18 protein-coding genes are annotated in these 20,959 nt (G+C 59.2%); 9 read left to right on the forward strand and 9 right to left on the reverse strand.

Features of this window, described 5'->3' with window-relative positions:
* The first annotated feature begins 360 nt into the window (after positions 1–360).
* The gene (ppx, locus tag KBY08_RS19890; protein WP_003403846.1) at positions 361–1,863 is read left to right on the forward strand and encodes an exopolyphosphatase; all 1,503 of its coding nucleotides are present in this window, start codon (positions 361–363) and stop codon (positions 1,861–1,863) included.
* Here ppx and ppk1 read toward each other — a convergent pair.
* Together ppk1 and hemB are read right to left on the reverse strand one after the other, a co-directional pair.
* Entirely contained in the window at positions 1,850–4,060 is a 2,211-nt protein-coding gene (gene ppk1 / locus KBY08_RS19895) for a polyphosphate kinase 1 (protein ID WP_024643076.1), read from the reverse strand. The genes ppx and ppk1 overlap by 14 nt on opposite strands.
* A 16-nt stretch (positions 4,061–4,076) precedes the next feature.
* Complete coding sequence (gene hemB, locus KBY08_RS19900) at positions 4,077–5,087, reverse strand: porphobilinogen synthase (RefSeq protein ID WP_058823230.1); 1,011 nt, start codon at positions 5,085–5,087, stop codon at positions 4,077–4,079.
* Between the two features lie 231 nt (positions 5,088–5,318).
* Between hemB and KBY08_RS19905 the strand changes: the two genes are divergently transcribed.
* The 5 genes from KBY08_RS19905 (at position 5,319) to KBY08_RS19925 (ending at position 10,602) form a co-directional block, all read left to right on the forward strand.
* A complete protein-coding gene (locus KBY08_RS19905) occupies positions 5,319–5,981 on the forward strand; it encodes a DedA family protein (RefSeq protein ID WP_011266302.1) in 663 nt (220 codons plus the stop codon).
* A 186-nt stretch (positions 5,982–6,167) separates the two neighbouring features.
* Entirely contained in the window at positions 6,168–6,836 is a 669-nt protein-coding gene (elbB, locus tag KBY08_RS19910; protein WP_003403852.1) for an isoprenoid biosynthesis glyoxalase ElbB, read from the forward strand.
* A 122-nt stretch (positions 6,837–6,958) separates the two neighbouring features.
* Complete coding sequence (locus KBY08_RS19915; RefSeq protein WP_003403854.1) at positions 6,959–8,017, forward strand: PA0069 family radical SAM protein; 1,059 nt, start codon at positions 6,959–6,961, stop codon at positions 8,015–8,017.
* Between the two features lie 207 nt (positions 8,018–8,224).
* Positions 8,225–8,965: a carbonic anhydrase gene (locus KBY08_RS19920; protein ID WP_003414103.1), complete on the forward strand. Its 741-nt coding sequence runs from the start codon at positions 8,225–8,227 to the stop codon at positions 8,963–8,965.
* A 104-nt stretch (positions 8,966–9,069) separates the two neighbouring features.
* Positions 9,070–10,602, forward strand: a complete 1,533-nt coding sequence (locus tag KBY08_RS19925; RefSeq protein ID WP_003403858.1) for a SulP family inorganic anion transporter — start codon at positions 9,070–9,072, stop codon at positions 10,600–10,602.
* A gap of 120 nt (positions 10,603–10,722) precedes the next feature.
* On the opposite strand, the gene KBY08_RS19930 is transcribed toward KBY08_RS19925, so the two are convergent.
* Positions 10,723–11,373, reverse strand: coding sequence for a hypothetical protein (locus KBY08_RS19930; protein ID WP_011266299.1), 651 nt, complete (start codon positions 11,371–11,373; stop codon positions 10,723–10,725).
* A 248-nt stretch (positions 11,374–11,621) separates the two neighbouring features.
* On the opposite strand from KBY08_RS19930, the gene KBY08_RS19935 reads away from it, so the two are divergent.
* Together KBY08_RS19935 and KBY08_RS19940 are read left to right on the forward strand one after the other, a co-directional pair.
* The gene (locus KBY08_RS19935) at positions 11,622–12,113 is read left to right on the forward strand and encodes a cytochrome c oxidase assembly protein (RefSeq protein WP_024659404.1); all 492 of its coding nucleotides are present in this window, start codon (positions 11,622–11,624) and stop codon (positions 12,111–12,113) included.
* A gap of 69 nt (positions 12,114–12,182) precedes the next feature.
* The gene (locus tag KBY08_RS19940; protein ID WP_011266297.1) at positions 12,183–12,815 is read left to right on the forward strand and encodes an SCO family protein; all 633 of its coding nucleotides are present in this window, start codon (positions 12,183–12,185) and stop codon (positions 12,813–12,815) included.
* Positions 12,816–12,821: 6 nt separating this feature from the next.
* On the opposite strand, the gene KBY08_RS19945 is transcribed toward KBY08_RS19940, so the two are convergent.
* From KBY08_RS19945 to KBY08_RS19965, 5 genes are all read right to left on the reverse strand, one after another.
* Entirely contained in the window at positions 12,822–13,307 is a 486-nt protein-coding gene (locus KBY08_RS19945; protein ID WP_111522327.1) for a hypothetical protein, read from the reverse strand.
* A gap of 17 nt (positions 13,308–13,324) precedes the next feature.
* Complete coding sequence (locus KBY08_RS19950; protein WP_225650663.1) at positions 13,325–14,557, reverse strand: DUF6861 domain-containing protein; 1,233 nt, start codon at positions 14,555–14,557, stop codon at positions 13,325–13,327.
* A 546-nt stretch (positions 14,558–15,103) separates the two neighbouring features.
* Positions 15,104–15,877, reverse strand: coding sequence for a MetQ/NlpA family ABC transporter substrate-binding protein (locus tag KBY08_RS19955; RefSeq protein WP_003403866.1), 774 nt, complete (start codon positions 15,875–15,877; stop codon positions 15,104–15,106).
* A 50-nt stretch (positions 15,878–15,927) separates the two neighbouring features.
* On the reverse strand, positions 15,928–16,602 hold the full coding sequence (locus KBY08_RS19960; RefSeq protein WP_003317371.1) for a methionine ABC transporter permease: 675 nt from the start codon (positions 16,600–16,602) through the stop codon (positions 15,928–15,930).
* Complete coding sequence (locus tag KBY08_RS19965) at positions 16,602–17,609, reverse strand: methionine ABC transporter ATP-binding protein (RefSeq protein WP_011266296.1); 1,008 nt, start codon at positions 17,607–17,609, stop codon at positions 16,602–16,604. The genes KBY08_RS19960 and KBY08_RS19965 overlap by 1 nt, the downstream gene beginning before the upstream one ends.
* Before the next feature lie 307 nt (positions 17,610–17,916).
* Here KBY08_RS19965 and katE point away from each other — a divergent pair, with 307 nt between their 5' ends.
* Positions 17,917–20,067 carry a catalase HPII gene (gene katE / locus KBY08_RS19970; protein WP_011266295.1) on the forward strand — a complete coding sequence of 717 codons (2,151 nt, stop codon included), beginning with the start codon at positions 17,917–17,919 and terminating at the stop codon, positions 20,065–20,067.
* Positions 20,068–20,219: 152 nt separating this feature from the next.
* On the opposite strand, the gene KBY08_RS19975 is transcribed toward katE, so the two are convergent.
* Positions 20,220–20,936, reverse strand: a complete 717-nt coding sequence (locus KBY08_RS19975) for a PA5502 family lipoprotein (RefSeq protein WP_054091538.1) — start codon at positions 20,934–20,936, stop codon at positions 20,220–20,222.
* Positions 20,937–20,959: the final 23 nt, after the last annotated feature.

Consider the following 20,959-nt stretch of genomic DNA (forward strand, 5'->3'; position numbering starts at 1 on the left):
TGCTGTATCGGGCTGGACAGAAATCCTGGTGGGAGTGAGCTTGCTCACGAAGGCGTTGGTCCAAACGCCATATCTCCGGGGGCTGCACCGGCCTCTTCGCGAGCAAGCTCGCTCCCACGAAGACTGTGTATTACGCTGAGCGCGGCGCATAGACAAAATGGCGTTCTTAGGGATACCTCTCGTTCCGCACGCTTTAGCGTGGCAATGCATTTTGGTGACGCTCTGCGTCACATGGCATTGATAGCCATACGCCACGCGCGCGAGTAATACCGGGTATTTCCGGTGCCTGAACAGCTTCGCGTTGGCGGCAGGCATGGATCGTGGCACGATGGTCCGGTTATCGAACCGGATTTCCTGACCATGCCGCACTCAACACCCAAGAATTTTTCACTGATCGCCGCTATCGACCTGGGCTCCAACAGCTTTCATATGGTTGTGGCAAAAGCCAATCAGGGCGAGATTCGCATTCTTGAGCGCCTGGGCGAGAAGGTGCAGTTGGCCGCTGGCATCGACGAAGAGCGCCAGCTGACCGAAGAATCCATGCAGCGCGGTCTCGACTGCCTGAAACGTTTCGCCCAGTTGATCAACGGGCTGCCGCCCGGTGCGGTGCGCATCGTGGGCACCAATGCCCTGCGCGAGGCGCGTAACCGCAACGACTTCATTCACCGCGCCGAAGAAATTCTCGGCCACCCGGTGGAAGTGATTTCCGGCCGCGAAGAGGCGCGCCTCATTTACCTGGGCGTCTCCCACACGCTGGCCGACACCCCGGGCAAACGTCTGGTCGCCGACATCGGCGGCGGCAGTACCGAATTCATCATCGGCCAGCGCTTCGAACCGCTGCTGCGGGAAAGCCTGCAGATGGGCTGCGTGAGTTTTACCCAGCGCTACTTCCGCGACGGCAAGGTGACACCGGCCCGTTACGCTCAGGCGTACACCGCTGCGCGCCTGGAAATCATGAGCATTGAACACGCGCTGCATCGCCTCAAGTGGGATGAAGCGATCGGCTCGTCAGGCACCATTCGTGCTATCGGTCTGGCGCTCAAGGCCAATGGTTACGGCGCTGGCGAGGTCAACGCCGAAGGGCTGGCCTGGCTCAAGCGCAAGCTGTTCAAGCTGGGTGACGTGGACAAGATCGACTTCGATGGCATCAAGCCCGACCGTCGCGCCATTTTTCCCGCAGGCCTGGCGATTCTGGAAGCCATCTTCGACGCCCTCGAACTCAAGCGCATGGATCACTGCGAAGGTGCCCTGCGTGAAGGCGTGCTGTACGACCTGATGGGTCGCCACCATCATGAAGACGTACGTGAACGCACACTCAGCTCGTTGATGGAGCGTTATCACGTCGATCTGGAACAGGCTGCACGCGTCGAAGCCAAGGCGCTGCATGCGCTGGAGCAGGTTGCCGAGAGCTGGGAATTGCAGCACGAGAGTTATGCCGAACTGCTGAGCTGGGCGGCCAAGGTGCACGAGATCGGCCTGGACATCGCCCACTATCACTACCACAAGCACGGCGCGTACCTGATCGAGCACTCCGACCTTGCCGGCTTCTCACGCGAAGACCAGCAAATGCTCGCACTGCTGGTGCGCGGTCATCGCCGTAACATTCCCAAGGACAAGTTCGCCGATTTCGGCGCTGAAGGCATCAAGCTGATTCGCCTGTGCGTGCTGTTGCGCTTTGCGATTCTGTTTCACCACATTCGCGGCACCCAGGAGATGCCGCGTGTGACGTTGCGTGCCGACGGCCCGAATCTGGACGCCGAATTCCCGAAAGGCTGGCTGGAAAACAATCAGCTGACTCAGGCCGACTTCGCGCTGGAAGCGGAGTGGCTGACCCGAGTCGGCATCGTCTTCAGCGTACGCTGAGGACCGGGTTGCTCAGGCGCTCCAAAAGGGTCGCCTGGGCGCTTCGCGGGTTCTGATTACCGGTCGGCGTGCTGCGCACGTAACGCCCGTCCGACTGCAACAGCCAGCTGTGGGTGTTGTCGGTCAGGTAGCTTTCCAGCTCCTTCTTCACACGCAGAATCAACTTCTTGCCTTCCACCGGGAAGCAGGTCTCGACGCGCTTGTCGAGGTTGCGCTCCATCCAGTCGGCACTCGACAGGAACATCTGCTCGTCGCCGCCGTTGAGGAAGTAGAACACCCGCGTGTGCTCCAGGAAGCGGCCGATGATCGAGCGCACATGGATATTGTGCGAAACCCCGGCGATGCCCGGACGCAGGCAGCACATGCCGCGCACCACCAGATCGATGCGCACACCGGACTGACTGGCCTTGTACAACGCCCGGATGATCTTCGGATCGGTCAGCGAGTTGAACTTGGCGATGATGTGTGCAGGTTTGCCATCGAGCGCAAATTGCGTCTCGCGGGCGATCATGTCGAGCATGCCTTTCTTGAGCGTGAACGGCGCGTGCAGCAGCTTCTTCATGCGCAGCGTCTTACCCATGCCGATCAACTGGCTGAACAGTTTACCGACGTCTTCGCACAAGGCGTCATCGGAGGTCAGCAAGCTGTAGTCGGTATACAGACGTGCGTTACCGGCGTGGTAGTTGCCGGTCCCGAGATGCGCATAACGCACGATCTCGCCCGCTTCGCGACGCAGGATCAGCATCATCTTGGCGTGGGTCTTGAAGCCGACCACGCCGTAGATCACCACCGCACCGGCGGCCTGCAGGCGGCTGGCCAGTTGCAGGTTGGACTCTTCGTCGAAACGCGCACGCAACTCGATCACCGCAGTGACTTCCTTGCCGTTACGCGCGGCATCGACCAGTGCATCGACGATTTCCGAGTTCGCTCCGCTGCGATACAGCGTCTGGCGTACCGCCAGCACGTGCGGGTCTTTTGCCGCCTGGCGCAGCAGGTCGACCACCGGCGTGAACGACTCGAAAGGGTGCAGCAACAGGATGTCCTGCTTGCTGACCACGCTGAAAACGTTTTCGCTGTTCTGCAGCAGCTTGGGAATGGCTGGCGTGAACGGCGGGTATTGCAATTCTGGGTGGCTATCCAGGCCGGTGATGCTGAACAGACGCGTCAGGTTGACCGGGCCATTCACCTGATACAGCTCGGACTCGTGCAGGTTGAACTGCTTGAGCAGGTAGTCCGACAGGTGTTTCGGGCAGGTGTCCGCCACTTCCAGACGTACCGCATCACCATAGCGACGCGAGAACAGCTCGCCACGCAGTGCGCGCGCCAGGTCTTCCACATCTTCGGAGTCCAGCGCCAGGTCGGCGTTGCGGGTCAGGCGGAACTGGTAGCAGCCCTTGACCTTCATGCCCTGAAACAGATCGTCAGCGTGGGCGTGGATCATCGACGACAGGAACACGAAGTTATCGCCAGGCCCGCAGACCTCTTCCGGCACCTTGATCACACGCGGCAGCAGACGCGGCGCGGGAATGATCGCAAGACCGGAGTCGCGCCCGAAGGCATCGATACCTTCAAGCTCGACGATGAAGTTCAGGCTCTTGTTGACCAGCAACGGGAACGGGTGCGTCGGGTCGAGACCGATCGGGGTGATGATCGGCGCGATCTCGTCGCGGAAGTAGCGTCGTACCCAGGCCTTGAGCTTGGCCGTCCAGTGACGGCGACGAATGAAGCGGACCTGATGTTTCTCCAGCTCCGGCAGCAGAATGTCGTTGAGGATCGCGTACTGACGATCCACATGACCGTGCACCAGCTCGCTGATCCTGGCCAGCGCCTGATGCGGCTGCAGACCGTCGGCGCCCGCCTGTTCACGGGCAAAGGTGATCTGCTTCTTCAGGCCTGCAACACGAATCTCGAAGAACTCATCGAGGTTGCTGGAGAAGATCAGCAGAAACTTCAGCCGCTCCAGCAACGGGTAGGACTCATCGAGCGCCTGTTCCAGAACCCGGATATTGAACTGCAGTTGCGACAGTTCACGGTGGATATACAGGCTGCTGTCGTCCAGGTTGGGCGCGACGATAGCGGGCACCAGAGCGGCGGGTGCCTCGATGGCCGGGATTACTTCGATGTCAGGTTCGACCACGGGCGTTGCCTCCGGGACATCGACTTGAACAGCGGCTTCGATGAGTGCTTCGGTATTCATGAATGTTCCTGTGAGGCTATTGCCCCTTCAACAGTTGAGCGGCGCGAACAGCAAAGTAGGTAAGGATGCCGTCGGCGCCGGCGCGTTTGAAGGCAGTGAGGGATTCGAGAATCACCCCTTCACTCAGCCAACCGTTCTGGATTGCGGCCATGTGCATCGCGTATTCACCGCTGACCTGATAAACAAAGGTCGGCACTTTGAACTCATCCTTGACCCTGTACAGAATGTCCAGATAAGGCATGCCTGGCTTGACCATGACCATGTCGGCGCCTTCGGCAAGGTCGGCCGCCACTTCGTGCAGGGCCTCGTTGCTGTTGGCCGGGTCCATCTGATAGGAGGCCTTGTTGGCCTTGCCCAGATTCAGGGAGGAACCCACCGCATCACGGAACGGGCCGTAGTAGGCACTGGCGTACTTGGCCGAATAGGCCATGATCCTGACATTGACATGCCCGGCCAGCTCCAGAGACTCGCGGATGGCCTGAATACGACCGTCCATCATGTCCGACGGAGCGATCACCTGAGCACCGGCATCGGCGTGCGACAGCGCCTGCTTCACCAGCGCGTCGACAGTGATGTCGTTCTGAACATAGCCCTCTTCGTCGAGGATGCCGTCCTGACCATGCGTGGTGAACGGGTCCAGCGCCACATCAGTGATGACGCCCAGCTCCGGGAAACGGTCACGCAGGGCGCGGGTCGCGCGCTGGGCGATGCCGTCCGGGTTCCAGGCTTCGGCGCCGTCGAGGGATTTCTTTTCCAGCGGTGTCACCGGGAACAGCGCCAGCGCAGGGATACCCAGCGCGACCCAGTGCTCGGCTTCCTTGAGCAACAGATCCACGCTCAAGCGCTCGACGCCAGGCATCGAGGCGATGGATTCACGACGGTTTTCACCATCGAGTACAAATACCGGAAGAATCAGATCGTCGACAGTGACAACGTTTTCACGCACCAGCCGACGGGAAAAGTCGTCGCGGCGATTACGGCGCAGACGAGTGAGAGGAAACAGGCGGTTAGCGGGGGTAAAGCTCACGGCGAGACTCCTGAGCCCGCTTACGCGGGCAAGCGCGACAGTTATAAGCCGCCATTATGACCAATGTGTGACAGTCATGGTTCGACCTGCGACTGCACGTCGCGGTCGCGGCCTTTGAAGGGATAGGACCATTGTGGTTGCAAGAATCTTTAACGTCGAGACACATATGGACACTTTCATGATTGCCTTGGGCGCGTTAGGCTGCGCGTTCATTTCGCCAGCATCCAGACAATGCTCCAGAATTTCTTGAACGAATTCGGCTACTTCGCCCTGTTCCTCGGCACCTTTTTTGAAGGCGAGACCATTCTGGTTCTTGCCGGATTTCTGGCGTTTCGCGGATACATGGACCTCAACATCGTCATCCTCGTAGCCTTTTTTGGCAGTTATGCGGGTGACCAGTTGTGGTATTTCATGGGGCGCAAGCATGGCCGCAAGCTCCTGGCGCGCAAACCTCGCTGGCAACTCATGGGCGACAAGGCGCTGCGGCTGGTCCGCAAGCACCCGGACATCTGGGTGTTGGGCTTCCGCTTCGTGTACGGCCTGCGAACGGTCATGCCTGTGGCCATCGGCCTGTCGGGCTATCCCCCCGGGCGTTATCTCCTGCTGAACGGTATCGGCGCGGCTGTCTGGGCCGCAGCGCTGGGTTCAGCTGCCTACCATTTCGGCGCGGTGCTCGAAGGCTTGCTGGGCAACGTCAAGAAATATGAACTCTGGGTGCTGGGCGCACTGATACTGCTGGGGCTGGCCCTGTGGATACGCCGACGCATCAAGAACGCCCGTATCGCCCGTGAAGAGCGTGAAGAAAGGAGCCGCTTCTGCGCATCGGCAGCGGCCTCCGACCTGGAGGAGCCGATCACCGTGCCCGTCGACCTGACGAAAAAATCCGACGAATAAACGCTCAGTCCCCCTCCCGAGCGCAGGCTGACAGGCCTCGCTCGGCGACAGCGCGACCACCGCCCTCCCCATGCACCTTTGCACAACCAGCAATGCCTGAACTGAACACTCGGCCCGTTAAGCGATCAACTGAACAGACAAATTAAAACAAGCCTCAGGTTGATCGAGCAAAAGGAGCCGAAATCGATGCAGAAAAAAGTGGCTGTAATCCTCTCCGGCTGTGGCGTCTACGACGGTGCCGAGATTCACGAAAGCGTCCTCACCCTGCTGCGTCTGGATCAGCGCGGTGCGCAGGTTCAGTGCTTTGCGCCCGACATCACTCAGCATCATGTGGTCAATCACCTGACCGGTGAGGAAATGCCCGAGTCGCGCAATGTGCTGGTCGAGTCTGCGCGCATTGCACGCGGCGAAGTGAAGGACATCCGCGAAGCAAATGCCGAAGACTTTGACGCCCTGATCATCCCGGGCGGTTTTGGCTCGGCAAAGAATCTTTCCGACCTTGCCCTGCAAGGCCCGGCCTGCCAGGTCGAAGCCGGACTGCTGGAGCTCGCCGAGGCGTTTGCCGAAGCCGGCAAACCGGTCGGGCTGATCTGCATCACCCCGGCACTCGCGGCCAAGATCTATGGCCCCGGCGTTACCTGCACCATCGGCAACGACCCTGAAACCGCTGCGGCCATCACCAAAATGGGCGGCAGCCATGCGGAATGCGCCGTCGATGATATCGTCGAGGACGAAGCCCGAAAACTGGTCAGCACACCTGCCTACATGGTCGCCAAGAGCATCAGCGAGGCGGCCTCGGGCATCAACAAGCTGGTTGACCGCGTGCTGGAACTGACCCACGAGGGCGATGCCTGATCGGCGCCCTGCCTGCCCAAGGCACCGCCCGTCAGGCGGGCGGTGTTTTGCAGGCCGGCCATGGTGATTCATCCAGGCTTTATACTGTACTGTATGTATGAACAGTATATGAGTAATGCCCGATGTCCAGCCCCTATCCGGTTCGTGGCCGAGGTACTGCCAGCAATCCGCATAACCGCTTCGCACCCAGTCAGTCGGTGGCCGAAGATGATGGCTGGTATCAGGAAGTGCCGCTTACGCAAGGCACCCAGGTCACCAGCGAAACAGCCAAAAGCATCATTACCCGCAACAGCTCGCCGGATATCCCCTTTGACAGGTCGATCAACCCTTACCGGGGCTGCGAGCACGGCTGCATCTATTGTTTCGCCAGACCCAGCCACGCCTACTGGGACATGTCGCCCGGCCTGGACTTCGAGACCAAGCTGATCGCCAAGACCAACGCGGCGGCGCTGCTCGAGCAGCAGCTGTCCAAGCCCGGCTACCGCTGCGCGCCCATCACCCTCGGGGCCAACACCGACCCCTACCAGCCGATCGAACGTGAGTACCGCATCACCCGGGCGACGCTTGAAGTGTTACTGCGCTATCGGCATCCGGTCAGCATCATTACCAAAGGCTCGCTGATCCTGCGCGATCTGGATCTGCTGGCAGAGATGGCCAGGCTACGGCTGGTGTCGGTGTTCATCAGCCTGACCACACTGGATGACGAACTCAAATGTATCCTCGAGCCCAGAGCTGCGGCGCCCAAGGCTCGCCTGCGGGCCATTCGGGTATTGCGCCAGGCGGGTGTCCCGGTCGGTGTGCTGTGTGCGCCGATGATCCCGATGATCAATGACAGCGAGCTGGAGGCACTGCTGAGCGAAGCGAAGGCTGCAGGCGCCCTGAGCGCCAGCTACGTGATGTTGCGCCTGCCGCTGGAAGTCGCGCCGCTGTTCGACGAGTGGCTGAAGACGCATTACCCGCAACGCGCCGAGCATGTCATGAGTCTGATTCGTCAAAGTCGCGGCGGAGCCCTGTACGACAGCACGTTTGGTTCTCGAATGCGCGGCGAAGGACCGTTTGCCGACCTGCTGGCTCAACGCTATGCCCTGGCGATCAAACGGCTCGGATTGAACAAACGGGGTGGATTTGCACTCGATTGCGATGCGTTTTGTCCGCCGGGAGGGCAAATGTCGCTGCTGTGACGAACTTGGTACTATCGTGCAAACCCGCGTCCCAGAGCCATCGCATTCAGTTTCGTTTAAGCTTCGGCGATTAGTCTGTAACTCGGAGTGTCATCAGCGATAGCGCTCAAGGGATTTGTTCGTGATGCCCTTCAGAGAGGGATCACATCCGGCTCTGGTCAAACAGGCATGAAGAATCCACATCAATTCGTCAGAGAGGATGAAGACATGACAGACATCGGTAAACAGCATTCGGCTACGTCGTCCAGCACATCAAGCCATTCAGACAGCGCCGACGTAGCGTTGAAACATATCGTCGATGGCTTTGTACATTTCCGTAAAGAGGTCTTCCCCCAGCAGGAAGAACTGTTCAAGAAGCTGGCGACCGCCCAGTCGCCACGGGCCATGTTCATCACCTGCGCCGACTCGCGCATCGTGCCCGAATTGATTACCCAAAGCTCCCCGGGCGACCTGTTCGTGACGCGTAACGTCGGCAACGTCGTACCGCCGTATGGCCAGATGAACGGCGGCGTGTCCACCGCTCTGGAATACGCAGTGGTTGCACTGGGCGTGCAGCACATCATCGTTTGCGGACACTCTGACTGCGGCGCCATGCGCGCAGTGCTCAACCCTGACAGCCTGGACAAGATGCCTACGGTAAAAGCCTGGTTGCGCCATGCCGAGGTTGCCCGCACGGTGGTCGAGCAGAACTGCAGCTGCAGCGGCGAACTGGAAACCATGCAGGTCCTGACTCAGGAAAACGTGATTTCCCAGTTGCAACACCTGCGCACCCACCCTTCGGTCGCAGCGAAAATGGCCAGCGGCCAATTGTTCATTCATGGCTGGGTCTACAGCATCGAAACCAGCGAGATCCTGGCTTATGACGCCGAGCTCGATCGTTTCATACCGCTCGACGGTACGGGACCGACGCCGATGGCTTCACCGAAAGCACGCTTTTCAGCCGACTGATCACCAGTCCGACTGACGGCAAGCCCTTCTTTATCAGCTGATGGCGGCTGCGCAGGATGCGCGTCGCCCGTCTTGCCTCGTCTGAAGAATCCCGGAGAAGCGTCATGGGTATTACAGCATTGAAAACCGCTTTACCACGGGAGCTGCTCGCTTCCGTGGTCGTGTTCCTGGTCGCCCTGCCGCTGTGCATGGGGATCGCCATTGCATCCGGCATGCCTCCGGCCAAGGGTCTGATCACCGGCATCGTGGGCGGGCTGATAGTCGGCTGGATAGCCGGTTCGCCGTTGCAGGTCAGCGGTCCCGCAGCCGGTCTGGCAGTACTGGTTTTTGAAGTGGTACGCGAGCACGGCATGGCCATGCTGGGTCCTATCCTGGTACTCGCCGGATTGCTTCAGCTGCTGGCAGGTCGATTCAAGCTTGGCTGCTGGTTCCGGGTCACGGCACCTGCGGTGGTCTATGGCATGCTCGCCGGTATCGGCGTGTTGATCGTACTGTCACAGGCACACGTGATGTTCGACAGCGGTCCCAAACCCTCCGGGCTGGACAATCTGATCGCCTTCCCGTCCACACTGATCCAGGCCTTCGGGCCAGGCACCGGCATGCAGGCCGGTATGCTCGGTCTGGGCACCATGCTGATCATGTGGGGCTGGGAAAAACTCCGTCCGCAGTCTTTGCGCTTCGTACCCGGCGCACTGCTGGGCGTGGGTATCGCAACCGGTATCAGTCTGTTCATGGCCTTGCAGGTCAAGCGTGTCGAAGTGCCTGACAACCTGGCCGACGCCATCGACTGGCTTCGCCCGGCTGACCTGATGAACCTGGCCGACCCTGCCATTCTGGTGGCCGCTATCGTCGTAGCGTTCATCGCCAGTGCCGAGACGCTGCTTTCTGCCTCGGCGGTCGACCGCATGCACAGTGGCCAGCGTTCGGACTTCGACAAGGAGCTCAGCGCTCAAGGTGTGGGCAATATGCTCTGCGGCGTGCTCGGTGCATTGCCGATGACCGGCGTTATCGTACGCAGTTCGGCCAACGTCCAGGCCGGTGCCACCACGCGCTTCTCGACGATCTTCCACGGCCTGTGGCTGCTGGCGTTCGTATTGCTGCTGTCGAGCGTGCTGCAAAGCATTCCGGTCGCGAGTCTGGCCGGCGTGCTGGTCTACACCGGTCTGAAGCTGGTCGACCTGAAGGCATTTCGTGGTCTGGGCCGCTATGGCCGGATGCCGATGTTCACGTATGCGGCGACTGCTGTGGCGATCATCTTCACCGACCTGCTGACCGGTGTACTGGTCGGTTTCGGCCTGACCCTGGTGAAGCTTGCGTTCAAGGCTTCGCGTCTGAAGATCAATGTGGTCGAACTGGCGGGCGAGAAGGAATTCGAGCTGCGTCTGGTCGGTGCCGCAACCTTCCTCAAGGTACCGGCGCTGACTCAGGCACTGGGCACTATCCCACAGGGCAGCACGGTGCATGTGCCGTTGGGCAATCTGTCCTACATCGACCACTCGTGTCTGGAACTGCTGGAAGAATGGGGTCGTTCCAATGCCGCTCATGGCACCCGGTTGCTTATCGAACCGCGGGGCTTGAAGCGTCGTCTTGAAGGGCGGATCTACACCACAACGGGGATCGGCTCGGGCGCAGCCTGATAGTCGCCACCCTGTTATCACAGCTCTGGAAACATGGGAGCCGGATGGGTCTTCGCGTAGCAGCGGAGCGATATCCGGCTCCTTCCATTGCCGGCGAAGACAGTGATTCGGGCCTCTGAATCAGACCGCGGAGCGCTCCAGCTCCAGGCCGACGCCCAATTGCCGTGACAGGCTTGGCCAGCGCTGCCAGGCCGCTCCTGTTTCAGGGCTGATCAGCTTCTCGCGGTAGGCCTCGACCGAGTCCAGCGCGAAACTCTCTTCATCAAGCAACTCGTCGACGGCATGGTGAACCGCTTCGTCCAGCTGGTTGGCAAATTGCTCGCCGATCAACTGGTGGGCAATCACGCTGGCAACCGTGGTATTTGACGGTATCAGCGGCTGACCGAAATGCTTGATGTACAGGTCATTCACTTCCTCGACCAACCGGTGGGCCAGATAAGCCTCGTCCAGCAGGCTTTCCAGGCCTTCATGCCCATCCATGATGGAAGGTGGGGCCGCGAAAAAATGCTCGGCGATTTTCAGCACCGGCTTTATCTGACCTTCGATCCCGGCTTCCAGCGCGACCTCATGAGCTGCGTCCAGCAGATCGGGTACCAGATCGATGTAGGCCGTGACGAAGCGCGCCAGAACATCTTTCGCATCGACTTCCGGCAGGTGGATGGCAGGATGGAGATGTGGGAGCTTTTGTGCCAACTGTTGCAGCAAGTGGCCGGTCCGGGCCTCATGTTGATGGGCTAGTTGTATCTGCTCGCGCAATGCGGCGGTATTCATGGCTGCTGGGACTCCTGGAGGCGTCAGGCCCCGTGGTTGGTTGATGGAAAGTCATACGTTAGCTTGCTTAACTAAATGCCTAAGACGGTTTTGCTATATGTGACTCACATTTAGATACATTGGCTATATACGGCTGCCGTGCCCGGCCATGAGGGCGCGCTGCAGCTCGCGTTTTGAATAAGCAGGCTACTCTGAAGTCGCCCGCAGCTCTTTCGACACGCTGTCCGACATAAAAAAGTGAGCCACGCATGAGCCAGCCTCTTTTGTCCAAACGGCTCGTCCTGCGTTTGACGTGCTTAATAGTGATCATGCTGATAGGTGGATTGGCATTGCCGTCGCTCTATGGCGTGCTGACCGGACATGACAATGCCCTACCGGGTGAGGACGCTTCGCGCCAGGTCAAGGTGCAGTTCACCGCCAGCAACGTTGCCGGAATGACCTGGGCCTTTTATCCACAAGCCAGCCAGATGCAGGTCCATCCCGGCACGGTCAACGAGATGATCTTCATCGCGCAGAACCCGACCGACAGACCGATGAAAGCCCAGGCCGTCCCGGGTATTTCGCCCGGAAAAGCGGCAGCGTGGTTTCACAAGACCGAATGTTTCTGCTTCACGCAACAGACATTGCAGCCGGGCGAGCGCATCGAGATGCCGGTGCGCTTCATCATCGACCGGGACATGCCCGACGATGTAAAACACCTGACGCTGGCCTATACGCTGTTCGATGTCACCACGCCCTAGACCTAGGCTCGGCGCGCAATATAGGCCATCATCCCCGGCCGCACGCCGATCACTACTCGCACTGACACCATGACCCGTACTCAGAAAAGCGTTTTCATTGCTGCCGCCATCGTCGCCCTGATTCTGGGTGTGATTCTCAGTCAGGTGCTGCCTGGCCGCAGCTCACAGGATCAGGCGGCGCTCAACGACGCCGGTATTGTCCTGCTCCCCAAAAGCCGCCAATTGCCGGCCTTGAGCATGACCGACCAGAACGGCGCGGCCGTGCCCCTTGATGGCTTGAAAGACCAATGGACGCTGATGTTCTTCGGCTACACCTTCTGCCCGGACATCTGCCCCACGACCCTGGCGCAGATCAAGCAGATCAGGTCCGAGCTGCCCGAAGAGACAGTCAAGCGCATGCGGGTAGTGCTGGTCAGCGTCGACCCGAACCGCGACACACCGCAGCAGCTCAAGCAATACCTGGGCTACTTCGACCCGCAGTACATCGGCCTGACGGCACCTGTCGCTGATATCCAGACACTGGCCAATGCCGTGAGCATCCCGTTCATTCCGGCCGATACCGGTAAACCGAACTACTTCGTCGACCACAGCGGTAACCTGGCCCTGATCGGCCCGGACGGCACGCAGCGCGGCTTTATCCGCGCACCGCTGAACAACAGGAAGCTGGTGAAGCAATTGCCGGGGTTGCTGGGAAGGGATTAGACCAGCTCAACCGCCGTGAGGCTTCCAGAGAATGGCATAAGGCAGCTCATTATCGATACTCGTAGGCGACCGAAAATAATAAACAGCCGATGAGCTTTCCAAACTCTTATGAACAAAGGCACCATCAGACATTACACGATAAGATGCGTATTCCATAAATTCCTGAGAGCCTTTGAAGTCTAAAGCTTCTCTTATCTGGCTGTAAGTACTGCCCGCACCAACCGGAAGCAATTCAGGCGGAGGCATACCTTCAGCGTTATCATCACCTTCAACATCTTTATAATAAGCTCTTCGAAATGCACGCTCACTGGCAGCCCAGTAAAAAGACAGCAAACAAAGTTTGCCATCTGTATCATCACTTGAGGCATCAACCAATAAATATTGCTCCTCTGAAACTTTATATGCATCGTCCTCCATCGGTAGAACGGATGCCTCCCGCACGTCGATAATTTCTCCGGCTTTCATCCTGCACAACGATACCCAATTTTGCATTCTCTTATGCCTCACACTTATTGCGGCCATTTTAATAGACGACCTTCAACCCTGCCAGCCTTAAGCGCTTTTTCTGCAGCTACTTTAGCTTGGCCCTCGGGCATGTTTCTGACAGAACTTATGATTTCTGCCTGCCACGCCTGTAACTTTGAAGGTGGTAAAGAAGCTGGATAGCTTCCGCCTGGAGCACGGTATTTTGCATCCCAAACAATCACTGAACGTGATGCTGGATCGTAGGTAATGTAATCTGCGCCTGGTAACGATGCTTTGCCTGGTGCTGATATAGGTATTTGTCCTGACTCAATCACTTGAGCCCAACCACGTGCCTCTCCGATTGCACCGTTCAATTCAGAATACGGACTGCGGCCGCTATTAACTTTTGCAAGGACTTCCGGTTCAGCTTGATTCATCGCATTGGCATTTGCTCCAGGGCGATCAGCTACCTGCTGCAGAGAGGATTCCGGTATATCAAACGGGCCTCGGCGCGGCTCCGGCTTTTGCAAATCATGACGTTTCTTGAGCGCGTCCTCGTGCTCCAGCATCCACTGGGCCAGTCGTTCTCCTTTGGGGCTGGCTCGCATTTCCTGTGCGAGGAGACCTGCGTTGCCTCGGCCACGTGTCAGGTATTCAACCACCGCCCCCAGCAACAGCATCACTACTTCCACGTGGCCTTTTGCAATGTCTTGAGTTGCGCTGTTCTGGGCGTACGGATCGTCACTCATGAACGGGTTATGTCCTCGCTCGCGAGGTCCTCGCCATGCTGTTTTAATGCCGCTCAAGTAATAGCCGATGATGCGCGGGAAGCCATCGACGACGTATTCGGCGATGGACTTAAGACCCAGCACTCCCAAAATGAACGTACTGGCCTGTAATCCCAGCGCAGTACCAAGAGCACCACCGGGATAAGCACCTATCCCGAAGAAAGCCGAGCCAACGCCTGCGCCGATCAAGCCTCCCGTAAACGCACTGCCCACTACAATCATGGCCATTTGCGCAACGACGTCGATCAAGTCCTTGATAATGATGGAGATGTCGAGGTCAGAGAAACGCCTTACCAATACGCGACCAGCCTCCCACTCGGCAAGGACAAACGCCCTTCTGACGCAGTCAAAACGACGAATGATCAGTGATCGCGAAGGTGCAGGTTCGTTAAGATGATTCCGAAAATGGCCGCCGGGCTGATACCCCATGTCGTGGTCCAGCCTCTGTCGCAATTCACTCCACGAAGGCAGCATACGGAAAAAGAACATTCAGCGTCTCCCTGACAACTCTTGATACAGCTAATGCGCAAGCAACCTAACAGAAGAAGTGCAAAAAAATCCGAGGGCCACGTGAAATCCGCAAAACTCGGAAAATTCTTACATTAGCTTGGGTTAATCAAAGGCCTACCTGTGCCCGGGCCTACGCAAGGCGTGCGGTGCAGGGATGAAGGGCACCTTAATCACCGTCCCCGCCTTACGTGCTCATTGTCATACTTGGATCAGAAAAGGCACGAAAAACGGCTTATGCCTGGGGGCGTGGGAGATTCAGGAGATAACGACAGCTGCAACGGGCTGCGAAGCGACTATAAGACCTGCTTCGGATTTGCCTGTCTTCCATCTTGCGAGGTCACGGCATGCAACTCCGCCTGCTCGTGCGGCCCGAAGCAGGCGTAATGGCTGCAATGTGACGCGGAGCGTCCCGAAGGGCGCTACCACGCAGAGCGTAGGAGCGATAGAGCGCTCCAGAATGCACCCGACGCTCTGCGTCGCAAGGGACGCAGAGCACTGGCGCGAGAACCGCAAGGTGCGATCAGATCAGAACGCCGGCAACACCGCGCCTTTGTACTTCTCGGCCAGGAAGGTTTTCACTTCCGGGCTCTGCAAGGCGGCTACCAGCTTCTTCATCGCGTCAGAATCCTTGTTGTCCGGGCGGGCGACGAGAATGTTCGCGTAGGGCGAATCGGCACCTTCGAGGATCAGCGCGTCCTTGGTCGGGTCAAGCTTGGCGCTCAGGGCGTAGTTGGTGTTGATCAGCGCCAGATCGACCTGAGTCAGCACGCGGGGCAGCGTGGCCGCTTCCAGTTCACGGAATTTCAGGTTTTTCGGGTTATTCACCACATCCGAAGGCTTGGACAGGATGTTGCCCGGTTCCTTCAGAGTGATCAGGCCTGCCTTGGCCAGCAGCAGCAAGGCGCGGCCTTCGTTGGTGGCATCGTTGGGCAGGGCGACATTGGCATCATTGGGCAGCTCTGCCAGCGTCTTGAACTTCTCCGAGTAAGCGCCGAAAGGCTCGATGTGAACCTTGGCCACAGCCACCAGATCAGTGCCTTTGCCCTTGTTGAACTCATCCAGGTACGGCTGGTGCTGGAAGAAGTTCGCGTCCATACGGTTCTGCGACACCTGCACGTTAGGCTGGATGTAGTCATTGAACACCTTGATGTTCAGGTCCACGCCTTCTTTGGCCAGGGTCGGTTTGACGAACTCGAGGATCTCGGCGTGCGGCACGGCAGAGGCCGCGACGGTCAGGGTTTCGTTGGCCTGCGCGGACAAGGCGGTGACAGCGGCGAATATGGCCAATAGTTTTTTCATGCAACAACTCCTTTGGGCCCGCACAGGCGGGCCAATACCAACGGATTCGATCAACGATGTGTGAAATGCGCGACCAGTCTGTCGCCGATGGTCTGCAGAATCTGCACCAGCACCAGCAACAATACGACCGTCACGAACATCACATCGTTCTGGAATCGTTGATAACCATAACGGATCGCCAGGTCGCCCAGCCCGCCAGCGCCCACGGCACCGGCCATGGCCGTGAACGACACCAGCGCAATGGCGGTCACCGTGATCGCCGCCAGAATGCCGGGGCGCGCCTCGGGCAACAGCGCCTTGACGATGATCTGCCGAGTCGTCGCGCCCATGGCCTGCGTGGCTTCGATGATGCCGCGATCCACTTCGCGCAGTGCGGTCTCTACCAGACGCGCAAAGAACGGCGTGGCGCCGGCGATCAGCGGCGGCAAGGTGCCGAGGATACCCAGTGACGTACCGGTAATGATCTCGGTCAACGGCATCATCACGATCAGCAGGATGATGAACGGCAGCGCGCGCAGCATGTTGACGATCACCCCGACCGTCGCATACAGCTGCTTGTGCTCCAGCAACTGACGCGGCGAGGTGAGAAACATCAGCACGCCCAGCGGCAGGCCGAGCAGGATGGTGAAACCGAGCGATACACCGAGCATGATCAGCGTGTCGCCAGTGGCCACCCAGATCTCGTACCAGTCGACATTGGAAAACAGGTTCAGAAAAGCGTCCATCAGCGCAGCACCTCCATATGAACATCAGCGGCGGTGAAGCGCGCGAAGGCAGCGTCCATGTCGCCGCCGGTGACGGCCAGCGTCAACTGCCCGTAAGGGGTGTCCTTGATGCGGTCGATACGACCGGCAAGGATGCTGTAATCGACGCCGGTTTCCCGCGCTACCGTGCCGAGCAACGGCGCGTAGGTGGCCTCGCCCTGAAACGTCAGACGCACGATACGGCCTTGAACGTGAGCGAAGTCGTCACGCTGCTCGTTTTCGTCGATCTGCTCGTCTTCCTGCACAAAGCGCCTGGTCGTGGCGTGCTGCGGATGCAGAAACACATCAGCGACCTTGCCATGCTCGACAATCACCCCGGCGTCCATGACGGCCACCTGATCGCAGACGCGACGAATCACGTCCATTTCATGGGTGATGAGCACGATGGTCAGCTTCAGCTCGCGATTGATCTCGGCCAGCAGTTGCAGAACCGACGCAGTGGTCTGCGGGTCCAGCGCGCTGGTGGCTTCATCGCAGAGCAGGATTTTGGGCTTGGTAGCCAGTGCGCGGGCGATGCCGACGCGCTGCTTCTGGCCGCCCGACAGTTGTGCCGGGTACTTCTTGGCGTGATCGGACAACCCGACCCGTTCCAGCAATTCGGCCACGCGCTGGTCGATCTGCTTGCGCGGCATATCGCCTGCCAGGGTCAGCGGCATGGCGACGTTGTCGGCCACGGTTCTAGACGCCAGCAGATTGAAGTGCTGGAAGATCATCCCGACCTGTTGGCGGAAGCGGCGCAGGCCGTTGGCATCGAGCGCAGTGACGTCTTCGCCATCGACCACGATCTGTCCGCCACTGGGGGTTTCCAGGCGGTTGATCAGGCGCAGCAGGGTACTTTTGCCCGCGCCGGAGTGGCCGATGATGCCGAACACCTGGCCGCTGTCGACGCGCAGGCTGGTGGGGTGCAGGGCCGGTATTTCCTTGCCTGCCACCCGATAGGTTTTGTGGACGTTATGAAACTCGATCACGGAGCGAACCTTGTGGGGCGCGTTAAAAAATCAGCGCAGTGGCTAGAGCACCACCTGCTTCGTTACCTCGGCCGGATAAAGCCGGGCGCGCATTTTAGCCTGTCCGGCCCGCTGTGCTTAGCATTTATTTACCAGCTGTCCTGCGCAACGGGCATAACACGACCGTTGGTGATCGTATGCTGAAAATAAAAGGAACGGCTGTTTTTTGCTCCGGTCACTTCATGGATACCGTGATTTCCCGCTTACGCCAGGGAAGTCGTATTCAGCGAACCCAACTCAATGATTGGGGCGAGATAAGGAGTCTCTGATGGCTAGCAAGAACGCACCACCTGTAACCGAAACGCCCAAGAGCGAAATGGCAGGTACCGACACCCTGGACCGTGGCAACACCAACGAAAAGCTGGAAAGTCTCGAGCAGTTTCGCTCGGACGCGACCCAGCAGGCCCTGCGCACCAACCACGGCGTCAAGATTTCCGATAACCAGAACACCCTGAAAGTCGGCAGCCGCGGCCCATCGCTGCTCGAAGACTTCATCATGCGTGAAAAGATCACGCACTTTGACCATGAGCGCATTCCGGAGCGTATCGTCCACGCCCGCGGTACTGCAGCACATGGTTATTTCCAGACTTACGAAGACCATGGCGCCCTGAGTAAAGCGGGCTTCCTGCGTGATCCGGGCAAGAAGACCCCGGTGTTCGTGCGTTTCTCCACCGTTCAGGGCCCACGTGGCTCGGGCGACACCGTGCGTGACGTGCGTGGCTTTGCCGTCAAGCTCTACACCGACGAAGGCAACTTCGACCTGGTGGGCAACAACATGCCGGTGTTCTTCATTCAGGACGCGATCAAGTTTCCTGACTTCGTGCACGCGGTGAAACCCGAGCCGCACAACGAAATCCCGACTGGCGGCTCGGCTCACGACACCTTCTGGGACTTCGTTTCGCTGGTGCCGGAGTCCGCGCACATGGTGCTGTGGACCATGTCCGACCGTGCGATCCCGAAAAGCCTGCGCACCATGCAGGGCTTTGGCATCCACACCTTCCGCTTTATCAACACTGAAGGTAAGTCGAGCTTCGTGAAGTTCCACTGGAAGCCCAAGTTCGGCGTGTGCTCGCTGGTCTGGGACGAAGCGCAGAAGCTGGCCGGCAAGGACACCGATTTCCACCGCCGCGACCTGTGGGAGTCCATCGAGATGGGCGACTACCCGGAATGGGAACTGGGTGTACAGATCGTTGCCGAGGAAGACGAGCACAAGTTCGACTTCGACCTGCTCGATCCGACCAAGATCATCCCGGAAGAACTGGTACCGGTTACCCCACTGGGCAAGATGGTCCTGAACCGTAACCCGGACAACTATTTTGCCGAGACCGAGCAGGTTGCCTTCTGCCCGGGCCACATCGTGCCGGGTATCGATTTCTCCAACGATCCGCTGCTGCAAGGTCGCCTGTTCTCCTACACCGACACGCAGATCAGCCGTCTGGGTGGGCCGAACTTCCACGAAATCCCGATCAACCGTCCGATTGCGCCGAACCACAACGGTCAGCGTGACGCACAGCATCGCACCACTATCGACAAGGGCCGCGCGTCCTACGAGCCGAACTCGATCGATGGCGGCTGGCCGAAGGAAACCCCTGCCGGCCCGGTAGATGGCGGCTTCGAGACCTACCCTGAGCGTGTTGAAGCGCACAAGGTGCGTGAGCGCAGCGAGTCGTTCGGCGATCATTTCTCGCAGGCCACCCTGTTCTTCCAGAGCATGAGCCACCACGAGAAAGAGCACATCATCGCGGCCTACAGCTTCGAGTTGGGCAAGGTCGAGCGCGAATACATTCGTGCCCGTCAGGTCAACGAGATTCTGGCTAACATCGATATGGATCTGGCCAAGCGTGTAGCCGCCAACCTCGGCTTGCCAGCACCGGCTGCCGGTACCGTACCTGCGCGTCAGACTTCGGTAAAAGAGTCGCCGGCGCTGAGCCAGGTCAACCTGCTGTCTGGCGATATCGTTTCGCGCAAGGTTGCCATTCTCGTGGCTGACGGCGTTGACGGCAAAGCGGTCGAAGCCATGAAAGCCGCGCTGACTGCCGAGGGCGCACACGCCAAGGTATTGGGCCCGACCTCCGCACCGGTCAAGACGGCTGACGGCAAGAGCCTGCCAGTGGACGCATCGGCTGAAGGCCTGCCTTCGGTCGCGTTCGACGCAGTCTTCGTGCCGGGTGGCAAGGCTTCGATCGAAGCGCTGAAAGGCGACGGCGTGGCATTGCACTTCATCCTCGAAGCCTACAAGCACCTCAAGGCCATCTCCTTTGCCGGAGAAGCCAAAGAGCTGCTGAGTCTGCTACGCCTGGAAGAAGATGCGGGCCTGCTGGAGGTATCCGATAGCACATCGTTCAAGCCGTTCTTCCACGCGATTGCTCAGCACCGTGTGTGGGATCGTGAAGCGAAAGCCAAGGCTGTTCCGGCTTGATCTGACGCTGCTACATCGCTCCCACGCTCCGGCGTGGGAGCGCCTTTCCGGACGCTCTCTCCGCCCGCTTATACTCCCGAACACTTGTCGTTCCTCACGCTCCGCGTGGGAATGCAGTTCTGGACGCTCTGCGTCCGCCTTCAAGGATCGACTCAGGACTTCGCTGGCGTGAGGATGATGTGAGCTTTTTCATTGCGCTCGATCTGTCGACGCAATTGCAGTTCGAAATCCGGATTGGCCTTGACCACCCGCTTGGTCAGCAACGTAGCCAGCCAAGGGTAATCTTCGGTGCGCGGCACCACCATCAGCACTTCACAGTTGAACGCTACGGTATCGGCTGCGATATCGTCGAGTTGACGACGCAATGCAGGCATATCGCCGATCTTGAGCTCAACCGTCGTGCTTTCTGCTGATGGATCAATCAGCTTGGCAACCCTTCTGGCCTCGGCCGCCTTCAAATCCGCTTCGGCTTTTTCCAGCTCGGCCTTGCGCGCATGGGCGATGGCGCCGTTGACGCCACTGGTCAGCGCCGGTGCCTTGGGCATCAGGGCGCGTGCACGGCTCAGCGCAGAGGCCGCCGCGTTCATGTCGCCCTTCTGCAGGCTGATCTGACTGCGGCTCAGATAGGCTTCGGCCAGACGACGCTGAAAAGGCTCCAGACGGATGTCGGCAGGATTGGCAGCCTGCAACGCCGCCAATTGGTCCTCGGCCGTTGCCAGCTCATTGCCGGCGATGTTCTGCTCAAGCTGAGCGAATGCATCAGGCTGGGCCTCGGAGGCAGGCGTCTCGACAGTGGGCGCACTCTGGCAGGCACCCAGCAGGATGGAAAATGCGACAAGCAGCAGATAGCGTGGGGCGAACGGCTTCATTCCTGCGATTCTCTAGTTTGCGC

It is taken from the genome of Pseudomonas sp. P135 (genome assembly GCF_020312125.1).
In the GTDB taxonomy this organism is placed as follows: Bacteria; Pseudomonadota; Gammaproteobacteria; order Pseudomonadales; family Pseudomonadaceae; genus Aquipseudomonas; species Aquipseudomonas fragariae.

What these genes read in the sequence shown, in the direction of transcription:
- KBY08_RS19960 (WP_003317371.1), bottom strand. Translation starts at nt 16,602, where the DNA reads ATGGACGCTTTTCTGAACCTGTTTTCCAATGTCGACTGGTACGAGATC.
- KBY08_RS19955 (WP_003403866.1), bottom strand. Translation starts at nt 15,877, where the DNA reads ATGAAAAAACTATTGGCCATATTCGCCGCTGTCACCGCCTTGTCCGCG.
- KBY08_RS19920 (WP_003414103.1), top strand. Translation starts at nt 8,225, where the DNA reads ATGACAGACATCGGTAAACAGCATTCGGCTACGTCGTCCAGCACATCA.
- KBY08_RS19930 (WP_011266299.1), bottom strand. Translation starts at nt 11,373, where the DNA reads ATGAATACCGCCGCATTGCGCGAGCAGATACAACTAGCCCATCAACAT.
- KBY08_RS19915 (WP_003403854.1), top strand. Translation starts at nt 6,959, where the DNA reads ATGTCCAGCCCCTATCCGGTTCGTGGCCGAGGTACTGCCAGCAATCCG.
- KBY08_RS19940 (WP_011266297.1), top strand. Translation starts at nt 12,183, where the DNA reads ATGACCCGTACTCAGAAAAGCGTTTTCATTGCTGCCGCCATCGTCGCC.
- katE (WP_011266295.1), top strand. Translation starts at nt 17,917, where the DNA reads ATGGCTAGCAAGAACGCACCACCTGTAACCGAAACGCCCAAGAGCGAA.
- ppx (WP_003403846.1), top strand. Translation starts at nt 361, where the DNA reads ATGCCGCACTCAACACCCAAGAATTTTTCACTGATCGCCGCTATCGAC.
- KBY08_RS19935 (WP_024659404.1), top strand. Translation starts at nt 11,622, where the DNA reads ATGAGCCAGCCTCTTTTGTCCAAACGGCTCGTCCTGCGTTTGACGTGC.
- KBY08_RS19925 (WP_003403858.1), top strand. Translation starts at nt 9,070, where the DNA reads ATGGGTATTACAGCATTGAAAACCGCTTTACCACGGGAGCTGCTCGCT.
- KBY08_RS19975 (WP_054091538.1), bottom strand. Translation starts at nt 20,936, where the DNA reads ATGAAGCCGTTCGCCCCACGCTATCTGCTGCTTGTCGCATTTTCCATC.
- elbB (WP_003403852.1), top strand. Translation starts at nt 6,168, where the DNA reads ATGCAGAAAAAAGTGGCTGTAATCCTCTCCGGCTGTGGCGTCTACGAC.
- ppk1 (WP_024643076.1), bottom strand. Translation starts at nt 4,060, where the DNA reads ATGAATACCGAAGCACTCATCGAAGCCGCTGTTCAAGTCGATGTCCCG.
- KBY08_RS19950 (WP_225650663.1), bottom strand. Translation starts at nt 14,557, where the DNA reads ATGTTCTTTTTCCGTATGCTGCCTTCGTGGAGTGAATTGCGACAGAGG.
- KBY08_RS19905 (WP_011266302.1), top strand. Translation starts at nt 5,319, where the DNA reads ATGCTCCAGAATTTCTTGAACGAATTCGGCTACTTCGCCCTGTTCCTC.
- KBY08_RS19945 (WP_111522327.1), bottom strand. Translation starts at nt 13,307, where the DNA reads ATGCAAAATTGGGTATCGTTGTGCAGGATGAAAGCCGGAGAAATTATC.